This is a genomic window from Streptomyces sp. NPDC020299, from assembly GCF_044387825.1.
Classification (GTDB): domain Bacteria; phylum Actinomycetota; class Actinomycetes; order Streptomycetales; family Streptomycetaceae; genus Streptomyces.
Window position 1 is genome coordinate 257,277 of sequence record NZ_JBIRWL010000001.1, and the last position, 14,193, is coordinate 271,469.

Consider the following 14,193-nt stretch of genomic DNA (forward strand, 5'->3'; position numbering starts at 1 on the left):
CGTGATGATCTACAGGGGCCAGAGGCGTGCCGGTGGCGGCTCAGTGTCCGCCGGACGCCCGCTGCTGCCGCTGTACCGCCACCCGGCGGTACAGCGCGACGGCTTCCGCTCCTCGGCCGAGCTGTTCCAGGCAGTGGGCCTCGTCGTTGCGGCTGGCGAGGGTGTCGGGGTGGTCGGCGCCCAGCACGCGTTCGCGGGCGGCGGCGACGTGGTGGTACTCGGCCAGCGCGTCCGGCCAGCGGCCGAGCCAGCCCAGGCCGACGGCGACCTCCCGGCGGCTGACCAGGGTGTCGGGGTGGTCCGGCCCGAGCACGCGCTCGCGCAGGGCACGCACGTCGCGGGACTCGGCGAGGGCCTCCTCCCAGCGGCCGAGGCGGCCGAGGTTGACGCCGAGGCCGTGGCGGGCGCGCAGGGTCTCGGGGTGGCCGGCGCCGTGGACGCGGGTGCGGTCGTCGATCAGGTCGCGGTAGAGCCGGAGCGCCTCGGCGCTGCGGCCGAGGCGGCCCAGGCTGATGCCGACCTCGTAGCGGGCGGCGAGGGTGTCGGCGTGGTCGGGGCCGAGGACCGCCGCCCGTGCCTCGGCGACCTCCCGGTAGGTCCGCAGGGCCTCTGCCCAGCGGCCCAACTGACCAAGCGCGTACGCCACTTCGTACCGTGTGACCAGGGTGTCCGGGTGGCGGGGGCCGAGGACCCGGGCGCGGGCGGCGGCCACTTCGCAGGCCATGCGGTGGGAGTCGTCGAGGCGGCCGAGGCGGCTGAGGTTGAAGGCGAGGTTGTGGCGGCATCGCAGGGTGTCGGGGTGCTCGGCGCCCATCGTGCGCTCCCGGGCGGCCAGCACGGAGGTGTACGTCTGGTGGGCGTCGAAGTGGCGGCCCAGCCGGCCCAGTACGTACGCCGTCTCCTGCCGGGCGGCGAGCGTGTCGGGATGGCCGGCGCCCAGCACGCGCGCTCTCGCCCGGGCGACCTCCGTGTACTCGCGCAGCGCGTCGGCGGGGCGGCCGGCGCGGCTGAGGGTGAAGCCGAGCTCGTACCGGCTGGCCAGGGTGTCGGGGTGGTCCGGGCCGAGCAGCCGGGCGCGTTCGGCGGCGACGGCCCGGTGCAGCTCGCCCGCCTCGTCCCACCGGCCGAGCCGGCCCAGGCCGAGGGCCGCGTGGTGCCGTCCGTCGAGCGCGGTCACGGCCTGCGGGGGCGGGAGGGGCGGGGCCTGCGGGAGGGCGGTGACCGGGCGGGCGGGGACCGGGCGGGCGATCCATTCGCCGGTGAGCCCGGCGCCGGGGTCGGGGGCCGGGCCCGGCAACCCGGTGCCGGTCGCCTTGTGCCCGGTGGTCATGCCCCGGGTCCAGGACGGCAGCCGCGGTTCGGAGGTCCTTGGGCGTGCGGTGACCACGGTCGGCACGTATCCGGGCAACGACCGGCCGGCCGCTATCCGGCGGCCCAGCTCCCTGGCGTCGCCCGGCCGTTGCTCGGGCCGCTTGGCCAGCAGGTCCAGGATGATCCGCTCCAGGTACGCGGGCAGTTCGGCGCGGTGACCGCGCGGCGGCCGGGGCGGGGTGTCGCGATGGCCGATCAGGATGGCCCAGGCGTCCTCCAGGTCGAACGGCGGCACCCCGGTGGCGATCTCGTACAGCACGCAGCCCAGCGAGTACAGGTCGCTGCGCTGGTCGACCTCGTCGCCGCCGATCTGCTCCGGGGACATGTAGTGCGGGGTGCCCATGGCGACGCCGGTGCCGGTCAGCCGGGAGGTGAAGCCGATGTCGTGGCCGAGGCGGGCGATGCCGAAGTCGCAGATCTTCACCGTGCCGTCGGTCAGCCGCACCATGTTGGCCGGTTTCAGGTCCCGGTGCACGATGCCCTGCTGATGGGTGTAGTCGAGGGCGGCGGCGACCTGCTCGGCGATGTCGACGACGTCGGCGACGGGCAGCGGGTGGTGCCTGTTGTCCTCCAGGAGCTGGCTGAGGTTGCGGCCCTGGAGCAGTTCCATCACCAGGTACAGGATGCCTTCGGCCTCGCCGAAGTCGTGGACCACGGTCACCCCGCGGTGCGAGAGCGCGGCGGCCACCCGGGCCTCACGGCGGAACCGCTCCCTGAGGACACGGGTGAAGGTGTGGTCGTGCTGCGGGCCGAGCGGCTTCAGGCACTTCACGGCGACCTGGCGGCCGAGGGACTCGTCCCGGGCACGCCAGACCTCGCCCATCCCGCCCCGCCCGATCAGGTCCAGCAGCCGGTACCGGCCCTGGATCAGCCTGGAGTCCGCCATCGCGCGCCGTCGCCCCCGTCGCTGTCGCCCCGCGCCTCCCCCGGGGGAGGGCGTCGAGATGCGGTCGCGCGCAGCCGGCCGGCCCGATCCGTCCCCCCTGCTCGTCCAGTATGGCGGCCTATCGTCCGGCTTTGTACGGTGCGGGGCGCGCGTCCGGTCCGAGTCTCGCCCTGGCGCGCGGGATGTGTTTGGGCGGCAGTTGTCGGCGCAGACGTGCGGGAATCCCGCGCAGCACGGTGCCGGTGGCGCGCAACCGCCGGGTGGCGGCGGCGGGTGCGGGGGCCGGTCTTCCGTACAGCTCGTGGGCGTACGGCGGCAGGGAGGCGTACGCCAGATGCGCCACCCTCCGCCACAGCAGCGCGCGCACCGGGACCAGCAGGGGGTGCGTCGGCGGGCGGAGCAGGAAGTCGTCCACCGCGCGTGCGTCGGCCCCTGCGTCGAGCCGCGGCCGCACGGTCTCGAAAGCAGGCGGCCGTCCCGGCTCTGTCCCCGGCGGGTACCACCCACAGCAGCAGCTCGGGTTCGTCGACGCCGTACCGCTCCCCCGTCTGCGGATCGGACGCGTTCAGCATCGCGTGGATCTTCCGCACCCGGGCACCGGCCCGCTCGGCGGCCTCCGTCGTCACACAGGACCCTTGGCGATCAGATCTGGGCCCTGTCGGTCAAGTTCGGTCCAAAGCGGGAGTGTTCGGATTTCATGGCTGGACCGGCCCCGGAGTGGGGAGTGTCGTGAGGGGGACGTGAGCGGCGGAACGGGGGAACGGGGGAACTGTCGTTGAAGCCTTCTGAGCCTTCTGAGCCGTCTGAGCCTTCTGAGCCCGCGGACGAAGCGGAGCGCAGCCAGGGCGTGCGGTCCGGCCCCGGGGGGTTCGAGGGGCTCGCGGGGGATGCCTTCGCCGACTTCGACCGGCTCGTCTGCCCGGGCGGTGACTTCGCGTGGCCACTGCTGGACGTGGGCGACCCGGTGACTCCGCCGAACCGCTGCCCGCGGTGCCACGCGGATCTGGTGTTCCGCACGGCCGGCTGGCGGCCGCATGCTGGGTGACTTCTGGAAGGGGCTCGGGGGGAAGCTCGCCGAACGCTGGCTGACCGCGCTGTTCTCGCCCGCCTGCCTCTTCTGGTTCGCGGGGGCGCTCGCCTGGCTGCACGGCCCGGGGCGGGCCACGGTCCACGACAAGGGCTGGGCGGGGGCAGCCGCCGCGTGGACCGAGGGGCTGACCGGCCTGCCCGCCCTGGTGCAGGGCCTCACCGTGGTGGCGTCGCTGCTGCTGCTCACGCTGTCCGGTCTGCTGCTGCAGTTCCTCTCCCGGCTGGCCGTACGTCTGCTGGAGGGCTACGGAACCTCCCGCGGCCCGGGACGCCTGATGCGGGAGCGGCTGAGCCGAAGGGCCGACCGGGACATCGGGCGCCTGCGCGTGCTGGCCGCCCGGCCGGCCGCCGACCTGGACGCCGGCGAACTCGCGGCGCGGGGGCGGCTGGTCCGCGCGATGCGGTCGGCTCCGCTGGATCCCGCCCGCAGGATGCCGACCCGGCTGGGCAACCTGCTGCGCGCCTCGGAGGACCGGGTGCGCGCGCACTACGGCCTGGACCCCGTGATCTGCTGGCCCCGGCTGTGGCTGCTGCTGCCGGACACCGCCAGGAACGAGATCGTCGCCGCCCGCCGGTCCCTGTACCTGAGCGTCCAGGTGTGGGTGTGTGCCGTGGCGTCCGCGGTGTGGACGGTGTGGTCCCCCTGGGCGATCCCGCTGTGCCTGGTGGTCGCCGCGACGGCCTACCGCGGTTTCCTGCTGTCCGCCGCCGGCCAGTACGCGGAACTCGTCGAGTCCTGCTTCGACCTGTACCGGCGCCAGTTGTACACCTCCCTGCGCCATCCGCTGCCGGAGAACCCGCTCGCCGAGCACCTCGCGGGCCAGCGTCTCACCACGTACCTCACGGCCGGATCCCGCCGGGCCGACCCGGCCTTCGTATCGCCCGAAAGCGGCTGACCCATGCTGAACGAACTCTTCCGACGCGCTTTCCTGCTGACCAAGGAGGCCGATCCGTCGCCCGCCATCGCGGCCTGGGAGGCCGTCCTGACGCATCCCGACTACGACACCCTCGCGCCCGAGGCACGGTGGAACGCGCTGAACGAACTGGGTGCCGTCCGTCTGAAGAGGTACGACTCCGATGCCCGGATCGACGATCTGGCGGGCGCGCTCACCTGCCTGGAGAGCGCGGTCCACGTGTCCCGCCCCCTGCGCCCCGAACTCGGGGCCATGTGCCGGTACAACCTGGCCCAGGCTCAGCAGCGCCGGTACCGCCGCAGCCAGGACGCCGAGGACCTGCTCGCGGCGGCTCACACGATGTGGGGCCTCGTGGGCACCCCGCCGCCCGGGGTGACCGCTCGCTCGATATGCCTGTGGGTGACCACGCACATCGAGCGGCACACCGGTGACAGGCCCGACGCCCTGCGACGGCTGCGCGTCACCGTGCTGGAGCACCTGCTGGCACAGGCGGACGCCCCGGAGCCCGACTGGCACCGGCTGTTACTGGCGGTCGCACTCGTCGATCTCCTGCACCTGGATCCGGCAGGCTCCCCCGGCATGGCGGCACGCGCCCTCGCGCTCGCCGAGGAGAGCTGTCGGGCCCTGCCCGCCGGGCCCGAACGGCAGGCGGCGATCGACGTCGCGAAGAAGATCCGCGGGCTGCGCGAGTGGATCGACGAGAACGCCCCCGTGCCCACCGATCCGGGTCCGCCGCAGCGGCTGGATCTCTTCGAGTGGGTGGACGGCCTCAAGGAGATCCCCGAGCGCGAGGAACGCCTGAGCAGGATCCGTGCGGCGCTGCGGCAGAATCCTCACGACGCGAACAGGGACACCTGGGTGCTGCTCTGCGTCGCCCTCTCCGACGAGATCCTCAAGGCGGACACCAACGAGAAGATCGAGACGGACGAGGCCATCACCGCGCTGCGGGCCGCGCTGGACGAGCCCGGCGGTCCCGCGACCCCCATCCGGCTGGAGCTGACGTACAACCTCGGCATGGCCTACAGCCGACGCCGGGCCGGCGACATACCGGACAACGAGCGCGCGGCCATGGCGCTGTTCGAGCAGTGCCTCGGCGAAGTGGAACCGGGTCACCACCTCCATCCGTACCTCGCCGTCGCCATCAGCCGCCTGGTGCGTGACGACCACCGAGGCAGCCAGTCCTCGGAGGTGGACCGGGCCATCACCCTGTGCCGCGCCGCCCTCGCCGCCCTGACCCCCGACACGGATCCCAAAGTGCGGCCTCGTGTGCTGGGCTCGCTGGCGTTCCTGCTGCCCCGGCGAACAACCGGCGACCCGGAGGCGAACCTCGAGGAGGGCATCGCCCTGGCGCACCAGGCCCTCGAACTGCTGCACGCGGACCGGGACACCGTCGATCGGGGGAACATGCACCACAATCTCGCGGGCCTGTACCGCGAGCGGCTCGCCGGGGGCAGGGAGGCGAACCTGTGGCACGCCATCGAGCACTACCGGGCATGCCTCGTCGCGCAGCCCAAGGAAACGATGCCCGTGGACTGGGCCATGACCCAGTCGGCCCTGGGCGTGGGGTACAGCATGATGCGGGGCAGGGACATCGAGGCCACCCAGCGGCTGGCGGTCGACGCGTTCATGGCCGCCCTGTCGGTCTTCACGCTACGGGACCACCCCAGGCACTGGGCCACCGCCGAGTTCGGTCTGGGTGTGGCCCTGGGCGACATCGAGGTGCGGACCGATCCGGATCCGGAACAGGCCATCACCCATCTGTCCGCCTGCCTCCAGGTGTTCACCGAGGAGAGCACGCCGTTGAACTGGGCGCTGACACAGGCGTTCCTCGGCATCATGCGGATGCAGTCGGACCTGGCCGAGCAGCACACCGCGGCGGCCGGGCACTTCCGCGCCGCTCTGCGTGTCCTCAACCCCGAGAACAGCCCCCGCGACTGGGCGACGGCGCGGTTGAACCTCGCCCAGTTGGTTCCGGCGGACGAACGGGAACCGCTCCACGACACGATCAGGGTCCTGACCGAGCACGGGCGGCGCAACGACGCCTACACGGCCTGGATGCTCCAGGTACGGCTGCTGGGCCAACGGCGGGACTGGGCGGGTGCGGCGGAGGCCGGCGGGCGAGCGGCGGAGCTGCACGAGAGCCTCTACCAGGAGGCACTGCTGCGGGAGAGCCGCCACATGGAGCAGCGGGCCGTGTCCGGCGACCTGATGGAGATCGTCACCGTCATGCTGCGGGCGGGCCGCGCACTTGACGCGGTACTGCTCCTCGAACGCACCCGCGCCAGGGAGCTGGGCGAGACGCTGGGGCAGGAACGTGAGCGGCTCGACCGGGCGCGGCAGGCGGATCCCGGGGCGCTGGCCGCCTTCCGGGCGGCGGCCGACCGGCTCGCCGCGCTCAGCAGCGCCGAACGGTCGGTTCCGGTCGCCGGTCTGGGCCCCCAGGAGGTGGAGCGGCTGAACCTCTCCCTGGTGCGGGCGATCGCCCGGGCCCGCACCGAACGGGACGCGGCGCTCGCGCGGCTGAGCGGAGCGACCGGGCTCCTCGAGCCGCCGGGCGTCGGCGAACTGGCCGCGGCGGTCGGCCCGCACCGTCCACTGGTCTACGCGTATGTGTTCGAGGCGGCGGTCCACCTGGTGCTGGTACGGCGAGACGGCGAGGGGGGCCTCGACGTGGACAGCCGGAGCACGGCAAGTGTCCGGGGACTCGATGCGGTCGAGGCCGCGGCCACGTTGCGGGAGAGGCTCGCGGGCACTCTGGCGTCCTGGCTGCGGGGTCTGCGGGTCGAGGAGGTCACGCTGGTCGCCTGCGGGCCCGTGGGCCGGTGGCCGCTGCACGCCCTGGTCTCGGACGGTCGCTGCCTGGTGGACGACTTCCGGCTCTCCTTCACCCCGTCGGCGGCCGTCCTCGCCCGCCGGCACCCGCCCCGGTCCGGCCCCCCGGTCCTGGCTGCCGTCGGCAACCCCACGGCGGACCTGCGCTACGCGTCGGTCGAGGTGGCCGCCGCGACCGCGCTGGGCTCCTGGTCGCGCGCGACGGTGCGGCACGGCACGGACGCCGCCCCGGAGGCCTTCCAGGAGGACCTGCGCGGCGCCACCCACGTCCATCTCGCCTGCCACGGCGTCTTCGACGCCGCGCGCCCGATGGAGTCCGCCTTCGTGCTCGCGGAGGGGGGCCGCCTGACGCTGCGCCGCATCGTGGCGGAGCGTGCCTTCCGGGGGGTCCGCCTGGTCTTCGCCTCGGCCTGCGGCACCGCGTCCACCGACACGTTCGTCGCCGACGAGGCCATCGGGCTGGCCTCCGGCCTCCTTCAGGCGGGGGCGAGCGAGGTCATCGCCTCCCTGTGGAACGTGGACGACCTGGCGACGATGCTGCTGGCGACCCGTTTCCACGCCGAACTCGGGCACGGCACCGGGCGGGCCCTGCAGTTGGCGCAGCTGTGGCTGAGGGACTCCACCGCCGCCGAGTTCGCCCGGTGGTGCCGGCACCTCTCGGACCTGGTGGACGAGCCGTCGCACCGCGAGCGGCTCGAGACGGCCGTCGCCTTCTTCGGGGACCGCCCGCCCGGGACCCGCTGTTACGCGGAGGCCCGTTACTGGGCCGCGTTCATCCACGTGGGCACCGACGTCAGCGGCGCACCCGGGGCATCCCCAGACCGATCCACGAGATGATCTCGCGCTGGATCTCGTTGTTGCCGCCACCGAAGGTGAAGATCACCGCGGAGCGGTAGCCGCGTTCCAGGTCGCCGTGGAGGACCGCGCCCGCGGAGCCCTCCTTCAGGGGGCCGGCGGCGGCGAGGATCTCCATGAGCCAGGCGTAGGCGTCGCGGCGGGCCTCGGAGCCGTAGACCTTGACCGCGGAGGCGTCCTGCGGGGTGAGGGTGCCCTCCTGGACGGCGGTCACCATCTGCCAGTTGAGGAGCTTCATGGCGTCGAGGCGGGTGTGTGTACGGGCGAGCAGGCGGCGCACCCAGGGCAGGTCGACGACGCGTCGGCCGTCGGCGAGTTTGGTCTCCATCGCCCAGCGCTGGACGTCGTGCAGGGCGCGGATCGCCATGGTGCCGTGGGCGGCGAGGGTGACGCGTTCGTGGTTGAGCTGGTTGGTGATCAGCCGCCAGCCCTGGTTCTCGGCGCCGACGCGGCGGGAGACGGGGACGCGGATGTTCTCGTAGTAGCTGGCCGTGGTGTCGTGGGAGGCGAGGGTGTTGATGACGGTGCAGGAGTAGCCCGGGTCGGAGGTCGGCACCAGGAGCATGGTGATGCCCTTGTGGGGCGGTGCCTCGGGGTCGGTACGGGTGGCGAGCCAGACCCAGTCCGCGGTGTCGCCGTTGGTCGTCCAGATCTTCTGTCCGTTGACCACGTACTCGTCGCCGTCCCGGACCGCCCGGGTCTTCAGGGCGGCCAGGTCCGTGCCGGCGTCGGGCTCGCTGTAGCCGATGGCGAAGTCGATCTCGCCGGAGAGGATGCGGGCCAGGAAGTACGCCTTCTGCTCCTCCGTGCCGAACCGCATGATCGTCGGGCCGACCGTGTTCAGCGCCATCAGCGGCAGCGGGACGCCGGCCTGCGCGGCCTCGTCGAAGAAGATGAACTGCTCCATCGCGGTCATGCCGCGCCCGCCGTACTCCTTCGGCCAGCCCACGCCGAGCCAGCCGTCGGTGCCGAGCCGGCGGATGGTCTCGCGGTAGAAGCGCTTCTGGGCGACCGGGTCGGCGTAGCGGGCGTAGGCGTTGTCCGGTACCAGGCCGGCGAAGTAGGCGCGCAGTTCGGTGCGCAGCCGCTGCTGCTCGGGCGTGTGGTCGAGGTGCACGGCGCCTCCAGGCTCCCAGGGCGGGTCGGTCCTGTCGGCGCACACCGTAGAACGTGTTACAGAAATTGGGAAGCGAGGGAGGCAAGGAGAGCGTCAGCGCAGCGTGGCGATGAACTCCGTGCAGGCCCGCGCGCACGCCCGGCACGCCGCCGCACTCTCCTCCGCGCCCGGCTGCTCGTCGAAGGCGTGCGCGCACTCCAGGCACACCGTCCGGCACAGCTCCAGCTGGATACGGATGCCGTTCTCGTCCAGGCAGTTGTACTCGGACAGCACACGGCAGGTCGCGTCGCACACCTCGGCGCACATGATGCCCCGCCGCCGCGCCCGCTCCTGCTCGTCCGTACCACCCGGATCCAGGAGGCTCGCGCGCAGCGCGCACGCCCGCGCGCACTCCGTACACGCCTGCGCACACGCGAAGCGGTCCTCCAGGAACCGGTACAGGTCCTGTTGGGTAGTCGTCGTCGGTGTCACACCGACCGGGTTGCCGTGGCCCGAGCTGTCAAACCAGCGACCGGGGAATGCAAGGGGCAGCGGGTGGTCGCCGGGCGTCGCGACCCGTCACGGAAGGTGTCCGGTTCGCACCGTTCTGGCGGGGTATTCATCTCGTATGAGTACCGCGTCGATGCAGCTGGCCGCCGCGAGCGGCCTCATGAGTCTGGTCCTCTTCCTGGTGGCCGTGGTCGTGCTTGCGGTACTGGCCGGGGGTTTCTGGCTGACCTCCCGGGTCAAGTACAACGAGTCGCCCCGGCCGCGCCCGGATGAGCAGCCGCACCTGCCCCCGGGCGGCGCCGTGCACGAGGTACGGGAGAACCGGGAGTCCGAAGAGGTGCCCGTGGTCCCGAAGGGCGGTCGCGCCATGACCCCCTACGACCTGAGAAACCAGGACACGAGGCCCAGCGAGTCGAAGGACCGGCCCCGCTGGAGCAAGGGGTCGAGCGGCTCGTTCGGCGGTGGCGGACTGGGCGCCCACTGACGAGGCGCGGCCTCACTGACAGGCGCGGCCCGCTGGCAGGCGAAGGAAGTCAGACGTATGGCGGACTCGGGCCACAGCGGGTTGCCCCTGCCCGACTACGACCAGCTGCCGATCGGCAGCGTGGAGAGCCGAGTTTCGCTGGGCGCCGAGGACGTCGAGGAGCTCCTCGCCCACGAGCGGGGCCACGCCGACCGGCCGCCGGTGAACGCACGAGGTTGCCGATGACCTTGTGATCGGTCGTGGTCGTCCAGCGCAGCAGGGCGCGGCCCAGGGGCGAGCGCCGCGTCGGCCGCGGCGGCACCGGGAGCGATCGGGCCGACGTGTCGTGCACCACCATGCGCCGCCGGGTACCCGGGTGTGGCGCACCCATGTGGGTGCGGTCAGGGAAGGCTGCGGTCCCCCGCCCGGTGCCCGTCCATCTGTGTCACGTGGGCGACGTTGTCCCGGTCCTCGGCGTCCTCGCTGGGGCGGGCGGTGAACCAGGCGTCGAGGATCTCCTTCAGCACCGCCTCGGAGGTCAGGCGCAGACCGATGGCCAGTACGTTGGCGTCGTTCCAGCGGCGGGCGCCGTCCGCGGTGTACGCGTCCGGGCACAGCGCGGCCCGTACGCCGGGCACCTTGTTCGCGGCGATCGAGGCGCCCGTCCCCGTCCAGCAGCACACCACCGCCTGGTCCGCGGTCCCGGCGGCCACCTCACGGGCGGCGGCCTCCGAGCAGAGGGCCCACTGCGGATCCGCGCCCGGGTCCAGCGCGCCGTACACGCGCACCTCGTGACCACGCCGGCGCAGCTCCTCGACGAGGAGCCGGGCGACGGGTTCGTCCATGTCGGAGGAGACGGAGATCCGCATGCTCCGAGCGTAACGCCGGATGGCCGGATCACAGCGCATGATCCCGGCGCTCGGACGGCCGTACGCCTGGGCGTTGTGACCCACCGGTACGGTTTGGCCATGGAGCTTTCCGAGATCAAGGCCACCGCGCGCCAACTGCTGGAAAAGCTGGGCGCCGGAGGGCTGTCCCTGGATGCTGTGGCCCGCGAGGGCGGACTGGCGGTCGCCGACGTGGAGACCGTCTTCCCACGCCGTGACGACCTGCTGACCGCGCTGGTCGTCGACGCCTACAACGAGTCCGCCGCGGCGATGGAGCAGGCCGACCAGGCAGCCAGGGACGCGGGGGCGTCGGCGGGCGCACGGCTCCTCGCGGTCACGCGCGCGCTGCGGCGGTGGTCCTTCGACAACGCCGCCGAGTTCACGCTGATCTACGGCTCGCCCGTGCCGGGGTACCACGCCCCGCAGGACACGGTCCCGCCCGCCTCGCGCACCCCCGCGGTGCTGGCGGCCATCGTGCGTTCGGCGCTCCAGGCCGGTGAACTCGCCCCGCCCAGGCGGGCGGTGGCCGGCCCGCCGCTGCTCCTCCCGGAGGCCGTGGAGCTCTTCGGCGGCATTCCCGAGGCTCCGTTCTCGGACATCATCGAGCGCGGCATCGTGCTGTGGAGCAATCTGATCGGGCTGCTGGTGTTCCAGGTCTTCAGCCGTACCCACGACAGCGTCCGCGACGAGTCCGCGTTCTTCGACTTCGCCATCGCCGTGGCGGCCGAAGGCATCGGACTCGAGGTGCCCCTGGGCGACGACGCCGAATGATCCGTCCGCCGCGTGCGCGGCACCGGCAGGGAGTCAGGCCGTGACCACCACCAGAACACTCTGCTTCGTCATAGCGGCGCTCTCCTCGTATGCCGCGCTCGTGTACCGGCTGTGCCAGGTCAGGCGCGGCTGGCGGGACAACGCCTACCGGACGCTGGTCGTCACTCTGCTGCTCCAGTGCCTCACCTTCACGATGGGTGCCGTCGCCATGGGGGGCGAGAGCTTCCTCGGCGTCGGCAATCTCGCCATCCTGCTGATGCATCTGTCGGCGGTCGCCTTCTGCGTCAGCGCGCAGATCATCCTGCTGCGCTGGGCGATCGCGGACGAGGAGGCGGTGCGGGGGACCCGCTACTGGCTGATCACCGGGATCGCCCTCGACACGCTGCTGACGGTGCTGTTCTTCGTCGCCGACGGCCCCGGCCGGCCGGCTTCGGACTTCGACACCGGCAGCGGGCAGCCGCTGGTGCTCACCTACCTGCTGCTCTTCATCGTGTCGCAGGCGGTTCCGTGCGTCACCATCTTCCGCCAGTGCGGCCCCTACGCGCGGATGACCGACAAGGCCTCGCTGCGCCAGGCCCTGCAACTGCTCTCCGTCGCCGCGGTGATCCTCTTCCTGTACTGCCTGGCCAGGACGCTCAACATCCTCACCGCCGCGTGCGGGATCGACATCGGCGTCTGGAAGGTCGCCGCGTCCGTCTTCAGCGCGCTGGGCATCGTCGTCCTCTCACTCAGCCTGACGATGCCCTCCTGGGGGGCCCGGATCGCCAAGCTGCTGGACTGGGCGGACAGTTACCGGTCGTACCGGGCTCTGTACCCGCTCTGGCGGGACTTGTACGAGTCCTCGCCGGACATCGTCCTGGAGCCGCCCGGGGCCTCGGTCTCCGACCTCGACTACCGTCTGCACCGGCGGGTCATCGAGATCCGGGACGGATGGCGGGACCTGCGTCCCTACATCGACCGCACTCCCAACGGGTCCGGCACGCCGGACCCGGGGGCGAGCGAGGAGTCCCGGCAGGCGCTCGCCGAAGCGGCACGTATCAGACAGGCGCTGCACGCCAAACGTACCGGCACCATCCCCGACGACAACGGGGACGCGCATGACTTCGAGGACCGGGATACGGACAACTTCTCCGCGGAGGTCGCCTGGCTCACCAAGGTCGCGTCCGCCTACCGTAGACTCAGCAACGTGGGTTGAGAGCTCCCGCCCGGTCTGTTCCCCCGTCAGACCGGGCGGGTTTTTCTTTGTCTCCCCCGTGGTTCCCCGTGTTTCGCGGTGCTTCCCCACTACCTCTTCGCCTGGCCCGTCCCTCCCCCGAAGGCCGGGCCAGGCTGCCCCGGCCGGCGGCGAACTCGGCCACCCCCGTGAGCCAAGTTAACTGCCAGCTATCGGCGAGATCCACGTTGACGGACTCCAGTCCGATTGTCAACTGACAGCTAATCTGCGAAACTTATGAATAGCCCAGAGTAAGGCCGAGGAGGTGACGGGAGGGAGATTCACCGTGTCCGAGCCTGACGACCGCCCACTGCTGGCAGTGCGCCTGGACGACCTCTTCAAGACGGTTCGTCCCAAGGGCAAGCACTGGACCAACGCCGAAGTGGCGGAGGAGCTGAAGCGGGCCAGCCCCGAACTCAGGGTCGGCGGTGTGTATCTGTCGCAGCTGCGGACGGGCAAACGGGCCAATCCCTCACCGGACCTGCTGGCCGCCCTGGCTCGCTTCTTCGGCGTGTCGGTCGCCTACTTCTTCGACGACAAGGTCGCCGAGTCGGTACTCGGCGAGCTCGCCGCCGTGGAGGCACTGCGCCAGTCGGGGGTCCGTGCCGTGGCGATGCGAGCGGCCGGGATGAAGAAGGAGAACCTCCAGGCCATCACGGCGATCATGGACCAGTACCGGCAGTTGCAGGGTCTTCCACCGGTCTCCGACCCCTCGGACGCCGAGTGAGACGCGCCGGGAAGGGACGGTCCGCCGACCAGGACCGGCGCACCCAGCTCAAAAGGCTCCGGAGAGCCGGCGCGCGGCGGATCTCCGAACTCGGTCTGCCGGAGGTGGCCGACGTGGCCGAGCTCTGCCGCCATCTCGGGGAGGTCCGCGACCGTCCGATCACCCTGGTGCCGATGCAGATGCCCGCGTCGCACCCGTGCGGCATGTGGGTCGCCGCCCGCGACGAGGACCTCATCTTCTACGACGCCAACACCACCGGCGCGCATCAGGAGCACATCATCTTGCACGAGCTGGGCCACATCATCTGCTGCCACCGCGGGGCGGGCTGGCTGGACGAGGCGACCGCCCGCCTCCTCTTCCCCAACCTCGACCCCGAGCTCGTGCGTGACATGCTCCTGCGCGCGACCTACGACGACGTACAGGAACAGGAGGCGGAGATCATCGCCTATCTGCTCTCCCAGCGGGTGGGCAGCACCCAGGAACGGCATGGCGCGCCCCCGGCCGAGGAGGCCGGCAAGGAGCGGGACTTGGCGAAGAACGCCACACTCAGCCGGATCGAACGCACCCTGATCTGACGTG

12 protein-coding genes and 1 pseudogene are annotated in these 14,193 nt (G+C 72.1%); 8 read left to right on the forward strand and 5 right to left on the reverse strand.

What is annotated here, in order from left to right; genetic code table 11:
- Window positions 1-40: 40 nt before the first annotated feature.
- Together ACH45E_RS01200 and ACH45E_RS01205 are read right to left on the reverse strand one after the other, a co-directional pair.
- Window positions 41-2,257, reverse strand: coding sequence for a serine/threonine-protein kinase (locus tag ACH45E_RS01200; RefSeq protein ID WP_361436489.1), 2,217 nt, complete (start codon window positions 2,255-2,257; stop codon window positions 41-43).
- A gap of 118 nt (window positions 2,258-2,375) precedes the next feature.
- Window positions 2,376-2,880 (reverse strand): annotated as a pseudogene (locus ACH45E_RS01205) (oxygenase MpaB family protein); the annotation flags it as partial.
- Window positions 2,881-3,291: 411 nt separating this feature from the next.
- Between ACH45E_RS01205 and ACH45E_RS01210 the strand changes: the two are divergent.
- Window positions 3,292-4,242 carry a hypothetical protein gene (locus tag ACH45E_RS01210; RefSeq protein ID WP_361436486.1) on the forward strand — a complete coding sequence of 317 codons (951 nt, stop codon included), beginning with the start codon at window positions 3,292-3,294 and terminating at the stop codon, window positions 4,240-4,242.
- A 3-nt stretch (window positions 4,243-4,245) separates the two neighbouring features.
- Window positions 4,246-7,929: a CHAT domain-containing protein gene (locus ACH45E_RS01215; RefSeq protein ID WP_361436483.1), complete on the forward strand. Its 3,684-nt coding sequence runs from the start codon at window positions 4,246-4,248 to the stop codon at window positions 7,927-7,929.
- Here the strand turns inward: ACH45E_RS01215 and ACH45E_RS01220 are convergent.
- Together ACH45E_RS01220 and ACH45E_RS01225 are read right to left on the reverse strand one after the other, a co-directional pair.
- Window positions 7,886-9,064, reverse strand: a complete 1,179-nt coding sequence (locus tag ACH45E_RS01220) for an acyl-CoA dehydrogenase family protein (RefSeq protein WP_361436480.1) — start codon at window positions 9,062-9,064, stop codon at window positions 7,886-7,888. The two genes, ACH45E_RS01215 and ACH45E_RS01220, sit on opposite strands and share 44 nt — an antisense overlap.
- Window positions 9,065-9,157: 93 nt before the next feature.
- Window positions 9,158-9,535: a four-helix bundle copper-binding protein gene (locus ACH45E_RS01225; RefSeq protein ID WP_361436478.1), complete on the reverse strand. Its 378-nt coding sequence runs from the start codon at window positions 9,533-9,535 to the stop codon at window positions 9,158-9,160.
- Between the two features lie 136 nt (window positions 9,536-9,671).
- Between ACH45E_RS01225 and ACH45E_RS01230 the strand changes: the two genes are divergently transcribed.
- Window positions 9,672-10,037 (forward strand): DUF6479 family protein, encoded by a 366-nt coding sequence (locus tag ACH45E_RS01230; protein WP_361436476.1) that lies wholly within the window; start codon window positions 9,672-9,674, stop codon window positions 10,035-10,037.
- Between the two features lie 57 nt (window positions 10,038-10,094).
- Entirely contained in the window at window positions 10,095-10,262 is a 168-nt protein-coding gene (locus ACH45E_RS01235; RefSeq protein WP_361436474.1) for a hypothetical protein, read from the forward strand.
- 155 nt (window positions 10,263-10,417) lie between these two features.
- Here the strand turns inward: ACH45E_RS01235 and ACH45E_RS01240 are convergent, their stop codons facing one another.
- A complete protein-coding gene (locus ACH45E_RS01240) occupies window positions 10,418-10,885 on the reverse strand; it encodes an RpiB/LacA/LacB family sugar-phosphate isomerase (protein ID WP_361436471.1) in 468 nt (155 codons plus the stop codon).
- Window positions 10,886-10,984: 99 nt separating this feature from the next.
- Between ACH45E_RS01240 and ACH45E_RS01245 the strand changes: the two genes are divergently transcribed.
- From ACH45E_RS01245 to ACH45E_RS01260, 4 genes are all read left to right on the forward strand, one after another.
- Window positions 10,985-11,674, forward strand: a complete 690-nt coding sequence (locus tag ACH45E_RS01245; RefSeq protein ID WP_361436469.1) for a WHG domain-containing protein — start codon at window positions 10,985-10,987, stop codon at window positions 11,672-11,674.
- A gap of 40 nt (window positions 11,675-11,714) precedes the next feature.
- A complete protein-coding gene (locus ACH45E_RS01250) occupies window positions 11,715-12,869 on the forward strand; it encodes an MAB_1171c family putative transporter (protein ID WP_361436467.1) in 1,155 nt (384 codons plus the stop codon).
- A 304-nt stretch (window positions 12,870-13,173) separates the two neighbouring features.
- Window positions 13,174-13,614 carry a helix-turn-helix domain-containing protein gene (locus ACH45E_RS01255; protein ID WP_361436465.1) on the forward strand — a complete coding sequence of 147 codons (441 nt, stop codon included), beginning with the start codon at window positions 13,174-13,176 and terminating at the stop codon, window positions 13,612-13,614.
- Window positions 13,611-14,189, forward strand: a complete 579-nt coding sequence (locus ACH45E_RS01260; protein WP_361436462.1) for a toxin — start codon at window positions 13,611-13,613, stop codon at window positions 14,187-14,189. Before ACH45E_RS01255 ends, ACH45E_RS01260 begins: the two co-directional genes overlap by 4 nt.
- Window positions 14,190-14,193: the final 4 nt, after the last annotated feature.